The organism is Acidihalobacter sp., assembly GCF_037381185.1.
GTDB lineage: Bacteria > Pseudomonadota > Gammaproteobacteria > DSM-5130 > Acidihalobacteraceae > Acidihalobacter_A.
Genome location: NZ_JARRQY010000024.1, coordinates 1 through 11,912 on the forward strand (window position 1 = coordinate 1; position 11,912 = coordinate 11,912).

Annotated in this window: 6 protein-coding genes; 4 read left to right on the forward strand and 2 right to left on the reverse strand. The window is 62.5% G+C overall.

The window, feature by feature from the left end; translation table 11 throughout:
• Positions 1-481 precede the first annotated feature (481 nt).
• From P8014_RS09570 to ilvE, 3 genes are all read left to right on the forward strand, one after another.
• Positions 482-1,378, forward strand: coding sequence for a class I SAM-dependent methyltransferase (locus P8014_RS09570; RefSeq protein ID WP_337817090.1), 897 nt, complete (start codon positions 482-484; stop codon positions 1,376-1,378).
• 200 nt (positions 1,379-1,578) lie between these two features.
• Positions 1,579-2,382: a PhzF family phenazine biosynthesis protein gene (locus P8014_RS09575; RefSeq protein ID WP_337817091.1), complete on the forward strand. Its 804-nt coding sequence runs from the start codon at positions 1,579-1,581 to the stop codon at positions 2,380-2,382.
• Entirely contained in the window at positions 2,375-3,244 is an 870-nt protein-coding gene (gene ilvE / locus P8014_RS09580; protein WP_337817092.1) for a branched-chain-amino-acid transaminase, read from the forward strand. The genes P8014_RS09575 and ilvE overlap by 8 nt, the downstream gene beginning before the upstream one ends.
• 103 nt (positions 3,245-3,347) lie before the next feature.
• Here ilvE and P8014_RS09585 read toward each other — a convergent pair whose 3' ends face one another.
• Positions 3,348-3,971 carry an FMN-binding negative transcriptional regulator gene (locus P8014_RS09585; protein WP_337817093.1) on the reverse strand — a complete coding sequence of 208 codons (624 nt, stop codon included), beginning with the start codon at positions 3,969-3,971 and terminating at the stop codon, positions 3,348-3,350.
• The gene (gene uvrA / locus P8014_RS09590; RefSeq protein WP_337817094.1) at positions 3,971-9,502 is read right to left on the reverse strand and encodes an excinuclease ABC subunit UvrA; all 5,532 of its coding nucleotides are present in this window, start codon (positions 9,500-9,502) and stop codon (positions 3,971-3,973) included. The genes P8014_RS09585 and uvrA overlap by 1 nt, the downstream gene beginning before the upstream one ends.
• A gap of 145 nt (positions 9,503-9,647) precedes the next feature.
• Here uvrA and P8014_RS09595 point away from each other — a divergent pair, with 145 nt between their 5' ends.
• Positions 9,648-11,855 (forward strand): EAL domain-containing protein, encoded by a 2,208-nt coding sequence (locus P8014_RS09595; protein WP_337817095.1) that lies wholly within the window; start codon positions 9,648-9,650, stop codon positions 11,853-11,855.
• The last annotated feature ends 57 nt before the right edge of the window (positions 11,856-11,912 follow it).

Here is an 11,912-nt window from a genome sequence, read left to right on the forward strand (position 1 = left end):
CGGTGCTCTTGCACCAGACGTACCGCACGCTCACGCACTTCGGGGGAATACTTCTTGGCTTTGCTCATGGCTCCATTCTCTCAAGTGTTGGAGCCTCCGCAAATCCCGGGGCGGTTCAACTTTCGATCGAGATAGACACCTGAGACCTTCTCCTTGGAACTGCGTTTGACTCAAGCTCGGCGGCAACGCCGCGGGACTCGAAAAGCGGCCCAGCAGCGCACCGCGCAATAGTGTGAACAGGCCCTAGGAACCGTCGAGCCCATGTAAGGTATTCCCGTTCCATCCCCCATTCAAACAGAGCAGAACATTTGAGCGACTCCACGTCGCTCGCCCTCCCCCGATCACTTGCGGCATTACCGATTATCAAGTTTCCGAACTGAAAATGACTCATAAATGCTTGATTTTAAGGAAATAGAATCCGGAATATTACGCTCTGACAACATTGCCGCGACGGCCGCAAAACGCCACGTATACTCGCCGCATGATGACATTTCCTCCTATCTGCGATTACGAAGGCTCCAACTACCGGCAGCGTTTTTGGGAAGGCCAGGGGCGCGAGTACGAAGACCTTTCCGAACGCGTCGCCTTGCGCCGTCTGATGCCCGGTAGCGGGTCGGTTCTGATCGAAATCGGCGCCGGCTTTGGACGTTTGGCTTCCGAATACAGGGGCTATAAAAAAGTCGTATTGTTCGACTACTCGCGCTCGCTGCTGCGTGAAGCGCAGGCCCGTCTGGGTAACGACCCACGCTTCATCTATGTAGCCGGAAACTGGTACGACATGCCATTCGTCGACGGTTTGTTCGATACGCTAGTGCAAATCAGATCGCTGCACCATACCGCCGAACCGGCCACACTCTTCGATCAGTTGGCCCGTATAGGCCGGCCGGGCGGCAATTACGTACTGGAATTTGCCAACAAGAAAAACCTGAAGGCGATTCTCAGGTACGCACTGCGTCGTCAGAGCTGGTCGCCATTCGAAACCGACCCGGTCGAGTTCACGCATCTGCACTATGATTTTCACCCGGCCTGGGTACGCGAACGGCTCAGGAACGCCGGTTTCACGACCGGTCAGTCCCTATCCGTGTCCTATTTTCGCGTGCCATTTCTGAAACGTTACGTCCCGACACCGTGGTTGGTCGGGATCGACAGTCTGATGCAGCACACCGGACAACTCTGGCAGCTGTCGCCCAGTGTATTCATGCACAATCACGTACCGTCGAATGGAAGACCGGCCCCGGCCGGCCAGTTCTTCGCCTGCCCCAAGTGCGCCACACCGCTTGAAGACGAAGGGCATTCCTCGCTGAGTTGCGGGGGCTGCGGCCTGAAATGGGCGGTCGAAGACGGGCTATATGACTTCAAGACGCCCATTCCCGTCTGAAGTCGCCGCTCACAGTTCCACGCACGGTACAGTTGGCCGACTTGGATTGCAGCACAGCCATGACAGGCGTAAGGCAACACACTTCTTCCTGTCACCAGCTGCATCTGCAAGCCGATACGCACCTCCTGATACAGTTCTGAAACCTATCCTGGAATAGGTTTCAATCACGACAGCAAACTGCATCAGGAGGCGACGCACGCATGCCGCAGCAAGTCCCGCTTTATCAAGTCGATGCCTTTACAGACACCCCCTTCAGGGGCAACCCCGCCGCCGTGTGCGTACTCGATGAGGCTGCGGACGTAGGCTGGATGCAGTCGGTCGCGGCCGAGATGAATCTATCCGAAACCGCCTTCGTGTGTCCGGAAGGTGACGGTTATGGGTTGCGCTGGTTCACGCCGGCCGCCGAGGTTAGCCTCTGCGGCCACGCGACGCTGGCCAGCGCCCATGTTCTGTGGGCGACCGGCCGGATGGAACAGGATCGGCGCATCGAGTTCAAGACCCTGAGCGGTCTGCTCACCGTCGAGCGATACGAAGCACACATGGAAATGGATTTCCCGGCCGATGCGGCACGCCCTTCCGAAGTACCCGGCGGGCTGTTTGAAGCGTTGGGTATCTCGCAAGCGCTCGAAGTGCTGCGCGGCAAGACCGATCTCATCATCCGCCTTGCCTCAGCCGGAGAACTGCGCGACTTGCGCCCGGATTTTCGTCTACTGGGAGGAATCCCCGGCATCCGCGGAGTGATTGTCACTGCCGCCTCCGACAGCGGGGACTACGATTTCATGTCGCGATTCTTTGCCCCTGCCGTCGGTGTCGATGAAGATCCGGTCACCGGCTCTGCGCATTGCCTTTCGGGGCCATACTGGTCGGCCGAACTCGGCCGCGAGGAGCTGCGCGCGTATCAGGCCTCGACCCGCGGCGGCGCGCTTCATCTGCGCGTGTGCGGCGAGCGCATCCGCATCGGCGGGCAGGCTGTCACCGTTTCCGAGGGGGTGCTGCATGTCTGAACCGACCTGTTGGCTGAACGGCGAATTCGTTCAGGCGTCCGAAGCCAGTATTTCAATCTTCGACCACGGCCTGCTGTATGGCGACGGCGTGTTCGAGGGTATCCGCTTCTACAACCGCCGTGCGTTCCGGCTGCACGAACATCTGCTGCGCCTGCAGCGCTCCGCTGCCGCCATCCTCCTGGAGTTGCCCTACTCCCTGGATGAATTCGCGGCAGCCATCGAACATCTGGTCGCAGGCTTTCCGGAGCCGGACGGCTATCTACGGGTCGTCGCGACCCGCGGCAAGGGTGCACTCGGCGTGGATCCGCGAAGCTGCCCGTGTGGCAGCGCCTTCATCGTCGCCGACCAGCTGGCCCTGATCAGCGAGGAGCGCAGACGCCAGGGCGCCAGGCTGATCTGCGCCACCACGCGCCGTCTGCCCGCGGATGGGCTGGATCCGCGCATCAAGAGTCTGAACTACCTGAATCACGTGCTGGCCCGCATTGAGGCCAACAACGTCGGCGCGGACGAGGCCGTGCTGCTCAACGCGCAGGGGCACGTGACCGAAGGAACGGCGGATAACATCTTCGTGGTGCGCGACGGCCGGCTGATGACCCCCCCGGTCAGCGACGGCGCGCTGGAGGGCGTAACCCGCAGCGTCATCTTGGAACTGGCGCCGACGCTCGGCATCGTGGCCGAGGAATGCACGCTGAATCTGTACGACCTCTACACCGCGGACGAATGCCTGCTGAGCGGAACCGGCGCCGAACTCATACCGGTGGCCGAAATCGACGGCCGGCGCATGCGCGATTGTCCCGGTCCGGTGTCCGAGGCGCTGCAGCGTGCGTATACCGCAACCGTGCGGAGTTCGGCTGCCGACTAATTCCCGAAGGGCGCGCTGAAAATGAGCGAGCAAGACATATCAAGAGGACAGGTGAGGGAGTGAGCGGCGCGCAACGCCGCAGATCGCCCGCGTAGCCGTTTAGTCAGCGTATCCCCGACAGACTCTCCGACATCAATTGCGCCAGGGCCTGCGCCTCGGTATCCGCCGAGGCGCCCAGGCGTTCGCAGACGTTGCGCTGGTCCGCCTCGGCCCGGTTCTGTCCAAGCTTGAACTTGGCTTCCAGCTCTTCGATTGCCAATCTGAAACCGACGATGTGCTCCAGCATCTTGTCGAAACGTTCGGCATGCTCTATCCATCGCCAAGGATTTTCATCCGCCTCGAACGTTTCGCTCATGCGCCCGACGAGTGCGGAAAGTTCGCTCTTGTCTTCGAGCACTTCAACGCGCCCGCGTACATGTATCGCCGCGTAGTTCCAAGTGGGCACGCCGGGGCGCTCGTACCAGCCGGGCGAGACATAGGCGTGCGGGCCGTTGAAGACGGCCAGGGCCTGCGCCCCGCTTCCGAGGTCCTGCCACTGAGGGTTGGCGCGGGCGAAGTGTCCGTACAGCCAGGATTTTCCGGAAGGGTCGGTCTCGTACACCAGCGGTAGATGGGAAACCTGAGGCAACCCTTCCCGCACGGTGATCATCAACGCAAACGGATACGCGCGCAGCAATGCCGCAATACGTTCGCCGTTCTCTTCCCTGAAGTGTTCGGGCAGGTACATCAAGCGCTCTCCTTGGCTCTATTTTCGCTGCGGGGCTGTCGTGTCGCCAGGAATTCACCCAGCAGGCGTCCGGTGTGCGTGCCTTTCCTGCGCCGCGCGACCTGCTCCGGACTCCCCTGCGCCACCACTCGGCCGCCGCCGTCGCCGCCTTCCGGCCCCATGTCCACTATCCAGTCCGCTTCTGCGATCACATCGAGATTGTGCTCGATGACGATCACCGAATTGCCCGCCTCTACCAGGCGGTGCAGCACATGGATCAGGCGTTCTACGTCGGCCATGTGCAAACCGACGGTCGGCTCGTCCAGGATATACAAGGTGCCGGCTTCGCCCTTGCGCCCGCGCGCTGGCGCCGCCTTGGCCAGCTCGGTGACCAGCTTGATGCGTTGCGCCTCGCCGCCGGAGAGCGTGGGGCTGGGTTGGCCAAGGGTCAGATACCCGAGCCCCACGTCGCGCAGCAGTTCCAGCGCACGGTGTATCGCCGGCTGCGCGCTGAAAAACGGCAAGGCCTCATCGACGCTCATCGCCAGCACATCTGCGATGCTGCGGTCCTTATAGAGCACGGCCAGGGTTTCGGAATTGTAGCGGGCACCGCCGCACACCTCGCAGGGGACTACCACGTCGGGCAGGAAGCTCATCTCCACGCGCCGCATGCCCTGCCCTTCGCAGGCCGGACAGCGGCCTCCACCGCTGTTGAACGAGAACCGCCCCGCAGCATAGCCCCGAATACGCGCCTCGGGCATCTGCGCGAACAACTTGCGAATCGAGTCGAAGAATCCGACGTAAGTAGCTGGACAGGAACGGGGAGTCCGGCCGATAGGCGTCTGATCGACTTCGAGCACACGCAACAGATCACGGTAACCTCCCAGACTGGCACAACCCTGCAGCGCAGGCCGGCGACCGCCCTTGCGGCCGAGCAAACGATGCAGATTGCCGTGCACGACCTCGCGCACCAGGGTGGACTTACCGGAACCGGACACGCCGGTGACGCAGACCAGACGCTGCAGCGGAATGCGCACGTCCACATTGCGCAGATTGTTGAGTTCGGCCCGACCGATCTCCAGCGCTGGCTCCGCTTTCCTATCGACACGACGACGTTCATGCAACGGATGCTGCAAGGGCTGGGCAAGACAGCGCGCCGTCTGTGACTCGGCATGCGTCAGCAACTCGTCGACGCTGCCCTCTGCGATCACACGGCCGCCTCCCGACCCCGCGCCTGGTCCGATATCGATGACGTGATCCGCTCCCCGGATCGTGTCTTCATCGTGTTCGACCACCACCACGGTATTGCCCTTGCGCTGCAAAGCATGCAGCGTGTCCAGCAGCAGCCGGTTGTCACGCGGATGCAGGCCGATGGTCGGCTCGTCGAGGATGTAGCAGACGCCGCGCAGGTTGGAGCCAAGCTGAGCGGCCAGACGAATACGCTGCGACTCGCCGCCCGACAGCGTCGGCGCGGCGCGGTCCAGCGACAGGTAGCCGAGCCCGACCTCCTGCAGAAACGCCAGACGGTTGCGGATCTCCGGCAGGATGTCACGCCCGATTTCCGCCTCGCGGCCCTTCAGCTCCATGCGTTCGAACACCTGCGCAGCGTCCGTCACCGGCAATTCGCTGTAGGCAGCGATGGAACGTCCGTGCAGCTGCACGGACAGCGCCTCCGGATTCAGCCGCCGGCCATGACAGGCAGGACATGCCCGCTCCTCGTCCTCGTAGCCGGCGTTCCAGGCGCCTTCCTCGCCGGTCTGTTCGGCATCGAAGTCCTTTAGCAGCTTCCCGGTGCCGAAGCAGCGCTCACACCAGCCGCGCTTGGAGTTGTAGGAGAACAGGCGCGGATCGGGCGCCTCGAAGCTGCGCCCGCAGCCGGGGCAGGCCCGTTCGCTGGAGAAGGTGAGTTCCTTGCGCCTCCCCTGTACGGCGACCTTCAGCACGCCCTTACCGTAGTCCAAGGCACGCACGATCAGATCCGCGAGTTCTCGCTCGTGTGCGGCATCCGACAGCACGCTGCCCACAGGCAGCTCGATATCGTGCTCCTGGTAGCGCTTGAGCCGCGGCCAGGGATCGGTCGGCAGGAGTTCGCCGTCGACGCGCAGCGTTGCGTGTCCACGGGCGGAAGCCCACTGTGCTAGTTCCGTGTAGTAGCCCTTGCGCCCGCTCACCAGTGGCGCGAAAAACTCCAGTCCGCGACCGCGCTGTTCCCGCAACAGGCGAGCCAGGATCGCTTCCGGCGTCTGCGGCTCGATGGGAACGCCGCAGTCCGGGCAGTGCTGGGTGCCGAGTTTGACGAACAGCAAACGCAGAAAATGATGGATTTCGGTCAGCGTTGCCACGGTGCTCTTGCGACCGCCGCGGCTGGTGCGCTGTTCGATGGCGACCGTCGGGGGAATGCCGGTCACCGCATCCACCTCGGGACGGGACGAGGGCTGCACGAACTGGCGCGCATAGGCGTTGAGTGATTCGAGATAGCGCCGCTGCCCCTCGTTGAACAGGATGTCGAAGGCGATGGTGCTCTTGCCGGAGCCTGACACGCCGGTGATCACCGTAAAGCGCTCGCGCGGAATACTTAGGTCGACACCCTTGAGATTATGTTCGCGCGCATTACGGATGCGAATGGCTTCGTCGGCCACGAGCGGCGCATGTGCTTCGGCAGGAGCCTCCCAGAGGCGCTGCAACGACGCCTCGTAGTCACGCAGCGCCGCCCCCGTGTGCGAGGCGGCGCAATCCATGATCGCCTGCGGCGGCCCCTCGGCGATGAGCCGGCCACCGCCATCCCCGCCCTCGGGTCCGAGGTCGATCAACCAGTCCGCGGCGCGCATGACGTCGAGATTGTGTTCGATCACCACCAGCGAGTGTCCCTGCGCCACCAGCCGCCGGAATGCGCCCAACAGACGGGCGATATCCTCGAAGTGCAGGCCGGTGGTCGGCTCGTCGAACAGGAACAACTGGGAACCCGTGGCGGTATGCGCCAGGTGTTTGGCGAGCTTGAGGCGCTGGGCCTCGCCGCCGGACAGCGTCGGCACCGGCTGCCCCAGGTGCAGATACTCCAGACCGACCGCGGCCAGCGGTTCGAGAACGCGCAGGACATCGGGCGCGTCGGCAAAGAACGTCAGCGCCTCGGAAACGGTGAGTTCCAGCACGTCCGCAATCGACAACGCCTGTTCGCGCCCCTGGCCGTGCACCCTGACCTCGAGCACCTCGTCGCGATAACGCCGGCCGTCGCAGTCCGGACAGCGCAGGTACACGTCGGAGAGGAACTGCATCTCGACGTGCTCGAAGCCCGAGCCCGAACAGGTGGGGCAGCGCCCGTTGCCGGAGTTGAAGCTGAAGGTGCCGGCCGTATAACCGCGCTCGCGGGCCAGCGGATCGGCCGTGAAACGCTTGCGAATGGCATCGAAGGCGCCGACGTAGCTGGCCGGGTTGGAGCGTGCCGTCTTGCCGATCGGACTCTGGTCGACCGACACTACGCCCTCGAAAGCCTCGGCGCCGCGGATTTCGCGGTGCGCACCCGGTTGCTCCTGCGGCTGGCCCTGCATGGCCATCAGCGCCGGATACAGCACGTCGCCGATCAGTGTGGACTTGCCGGAACCCGACACGCCGGTCACGCCGACCAGACACCCGAGAGGAATGCGCACGTCGATGTCGCACAGATTGTGTTCGCCGGCGCCCAGCACTTCCAGCCAACGCGTCTCATCACCAACCACGACGGTTTCGCTCGATGTGCCCACCACGCGGCGACCGCTCAGATAGTCCGCGGTAAGCGAGGAGTCGACCGACTTCAGCTCCCGGGGTGGGCCGAAGAAAACCACCTCGCCGCCGCGTTCGCCCGGCCCTGGCCCCATGTCCAGAAGCCGGTCGGCCGCGAACATGATCTGCGGATCGTGCTCGACCACCAGCAGCGAATTGCCGGCGTCACGCAAGCGGCGCAGCACGCCGACCACACGCTCGATGTCGCGCGGATGCAGGCCGATGCTGGGTTCATCGAGCACGAACAGCGTGTTGACCAGAGAGGTGCCCAGCGCGGTGGTCAGATTGATGCGCTGCACCTCGCCGCCGGACAGGGTGCGCGACTGACGATCCAGGGTCAGATAGCCCAGCCCCACCTCGTTCAGATACGCGAGCCTGGAGCGGATCTCTCCGAGCAGCAGATCAGCTGCCTGATCCAATGGCGCGGGCAAATGCAGGCCGGTAAAGAACGAGCGGCAGCGCTCGAGCGGCAGGCACATCAGATCGTGCACGTTCAGTCCCGGAAGCGCGCGCAGAGTGGTCTCACCCAGTTCCACACCACTGGGCGGAAAGCGTGCCTCGGGTTCGAGCACCGCGTCCGCCTCAGCCCGGCCACCGAGACGCCATAATAGGCTCTCCGGTTTGAGCCGGGCGCCGTGACAGTCGGGACAGGCATCGTAGCTGCGGTACTTGGACAGCAGCACACGGATGTGCATCTTGTAACTCTTGCTCTCCAGCCATGCGAAAAAACGCTTGGCGCCGTACCACACGCCGTCGTCCCAGTCGCCCTCGCCTTCAATGACCCAACGCCTATGCGCTTCGTCCAAGTCACGCCAGGCCACGTCGAGGGGAATGCCGCTGCGCCGGGCGAAGCGCAGCAGATCGTCCTGCACCTCGCTGTAGCTCTGGGTCTGCCACGGTTTGACGGCGCCTTCGGCAAGGCTTTTGCCTTCGTCCGGAATGACAAGGCGGTAATCGATGCCGATCACGCGGCCGAATCCGCGACAGGTCTCGCAGGCGCCGACCGGAGAGTTGAAGGAAAAATGGTTGGACGTGGGCTGAGCGTAGTCGATATCGCAGGCAGCGCAATGCAACCCGGCAGAGAAACGCTCTCCCTCTCCGGCCTGCTTCTGCTCATCCAATGCATACACCGTCAGACGCCCATGCCCGCGTGCCAGCGCCGTTTCCAGCGCTTCGAGCAAGCGCCCGCGATTGGCTTCGCTGAGGCGCATCCGGTCCTGCACAACCTCGATGCACGCGCCGTCACGGCTGTGAATGCGCGTATAGCCCTGCTGCTCCAGATATCCCTCGACCTCGGCCGCGGCGAAGTTCTGCGGCACCTCAATCGCGAAGCAGACCATGATTCTGACCGCCTCGGCGCCACCCTCTCCAAACAGATGTTCGGCGATGGATTCCGGGGTGTCGCTACGGACCTCGCGTCCACAGCCTCGACAATAGAGACGCGCGGCACGGGCATACAGCAGCTTGAGGTGATCGTTGAGTTCGGTCATGGTACCGACCGTGGAGCGCGAGGTGCGCACCGGGTTGGTCTGATCAATGGCTATCGCCGGCGGAATGCCTTCCACCCGGTCGACGGCTGGCTTGTCCATGCGGTCCAGAAATTGCCGGGCATAAGGCGAGAAAGTCTCGACGTAGCGCCGCTGACCTTCGGCATAGACCGTATCGAAAGCGAGCGAGGACTTGCCGGAACCGGACACTCCGGTAACCACGACAAGCTCTCCCAAGGGCAGCTCGATATCGAGGTTCTTCAGATTGTTCTGACGGGCGCCGTAAATACGAATGCTGCTATCGGGCATCGGGGGGAATCGGCCTGATCTGAAACGAAGGGCAATGGTACACCAGCGGTACGGATCGGATGCAGATCGTACCGATGCGCCGCGCCCACTAATAATCCACGGAAAATAGTTTTAAAGTTAACCTCCAGCTACGAGATGTATCTCGATGGCAATAACAAAAACTAGGGTTTGCCCTGACGCCTTGCGCAAGCTACGGGTCTATCTCGTTTTTTCGCTGAGCTATATGGGTCTCGAATATCTCGGCCTCGTCGGCATGCGGGATCCCAACGGCATCAGTTCGGTATGGCCGGCTGCCGGCCTGGCCCTGGCAGTGCTGTGGCGTTTGCCCTTGGATCTATGGATATCGGTCATCCTCGGAGTCCTGACCGGCAACATTCTGATTTCAAGCTACTTCGGTTCCGAACTGCCGTTGTCGTTGATCGCCGGAGTCAGCCAGGTTGCGGAAGCCGCGCTGGGTGTTTGGGTAATCCACAACTTTTCCATCAACATGCAGTTGAAGACGACGGGAGATGTTCTGCGCTTTGTACTTCTGGTCTGCCTCGTCACACCGCTAGCGACCTCCTTGCTGCTCGCCCTGCTGGCACATCTCGCCGCGCTGCTACCGCAAATCCAGCCGATGCACGATCTGAACCGCGTACTACTCTGGTGGGTTGGGGACGGCATGGGCATCCTCATCGTGACTCCACTGCTGCTGCAATGGTGGCCATGGCCGCAATGGCGGCGCCGCAAGCTGCTGGAACTCTGCGCGCTGCTGACTGCCCTGACGGCTCTGACAGTCGCGCTCACCTTGAAAATTCTGCCGGTGGCGCCGAACAGCCTGCTGTTCGCCCTCATCCCACTGATGCTCGTCGCGGTCTATCGTTTCGGCACGCGAGGAGCTGTCATCGTCACCTGCACGACGGCCTTGGTCCTGCTGTTCAGACATAGCGGACACGACTATCAAAGCATCGACACTGTCGTTCGAGTCACATTCCTCGGCGTCACTGCACTGGTTTTACTACTGCTCGCAGCCTCCCAGAACGAACGCCGCGACATGCTGTACCTTGACGAGGCCACCGGCCTGCCCAACCGTCGCGCGTTCCTGCGGGAGATGGCGGCACGCGCCACCGATCACAAACTCGACGAACACTATGCACTGATCTACTTCGATCTCGACCAATTCAAACTGATCAACGATCTATACGGCCATGCGGTCGGCGACGAAATCTTCCGTGAACTTACCCATTCCCTGCGCAGCAACCTGCCCCTGAGCTGGCACATGGCCCGCCTGGGCGGCGATGAATGCGCAATCGGCGGCAAGATCGAGGAACCACGCCAAGGTATCGAACTGGCCGAATCCCTCAAATTGCAGATAGAGACTTTCCGCCCACGCTCCGTCGACAGTGGGCTGCGCCTCAACGCCAGTCTGGGGATCACGTTCCGGCATGCGGGTGAATCCCCCGAAACCTTGCTAAGCAGAGCCGACATGGCCTGCCACCTGGCCAAGGAATCGGGCCGCAACCGTACCTATGTCCTGCATGCGACCGATGTCGAGGCGCGCTTGCAACTCGTCGACATGCATCACGCGGCACAGCTGCGCAGAGCGCTTGAAAGCGGCCGTTTCGCACTCTACGCCCAGCCGATCGTACCGCTCACGCCACACCCCGAACGACGTCCCTATCACGAACTGCTCCTGCGCACGCTGGATGAACATGGGCGGATCGAGAGTCCTGCCAACTTCCTGAACGCGGCTCGGCGCTACGGCATGACCAAACTCATCGATTTCTGGGTACTGGAACAGGCATTCGCATACCTGCAGGGTAATCCGCAGAGGGTTATCAGTATCAATCTCACGGCGATCACGCTTAACGCGCCAGACTTCGTCTCTCGCGTCGGCGAGTTGCGCGGGCGCTCCGGCATCTCGCCTTCCCAGCTGATCTTCGAAATCACCGAACAGGCCGCACTGGACAATCTCACGCGCGCAGCAAGCACTTTGAGTCGACTTCGCGCGCAAGGCTATCGGTTCGCGCTTGACGATTTCGGCGCCGGCGTCGCGAGCTTCGCCTACCTGGAGGACCTGCCTGTCGATGTGGTCAAGATCGATGGACGATTCGTGCGCGACCTGGGGCACAGCCCGAACAGCCGCATCATCATCGAAGCCCTGCTTAAGCTCGCCCAGCTGCGCGACATAGAGGTAGTCGCCGAATGGGTGGAAGATGCCGAAACGAAGGACACGCTGAAGAATCTCGGCGTCGGCTGGGGTCAGGGCTACCATCTCGGCCGCCCGCATCCGCTGGCGGATATCGACTCCCGCAGCGGATCCGGCACGCAGCGACACGACCGGTACGAGGATGCGGACACGCTGAACCGATGAGTGGGTATATCACCTGCCCGCCTCACACCAGTGCCCCCAGAGGTTCTAAACTTATCC

Excerpts from the sequence above, each read along its gene's own strand:
- P8014_RS09570 (WP_337817090.1), top strand. The coding sequence starts at position 482 with ATGATGACATTTCCTCCTATCTGCGATTACGAAGGCTCCAACTACCGG.
- P8014_RS09575 (WP_337817091.1), top strand. The coding sequence starts at position 1,579 with ATGCCGCAGCAAGTCCCGCTTTATCAAGTCGATGCCTTTACAGACACC.
- ilvE (WP_337817092.1), top strand. The coding sequence starts at position 2,375 with ATGTCTGAACCGACCTGTTGGCTGAACGGCGAATTCGTTCAGGCGTCC.
- P8014_RS09585 (WP_337817093.1), bottom strand. The coding sequence starts at position 3,971 with ATGTACCTGCCCGAACACTTCAGGGAAGAGAACGGCGAACGTATTGCG.
- uvrA (WP_337817094.1), bottom strand. The coding sequence starts at position 9,502 with ATGCCCGATAGCAGCATTCGTATTTACGGCGCCCGTCAGAACAATCTG.
- P8014_RS09595 (WP_337817095.1), top strand. The coding sequence starts at position 9,648 with ATGGCAATAACAAAAACTAGGGTTTGCCCTGACGCCTTGCGCAAGCTA.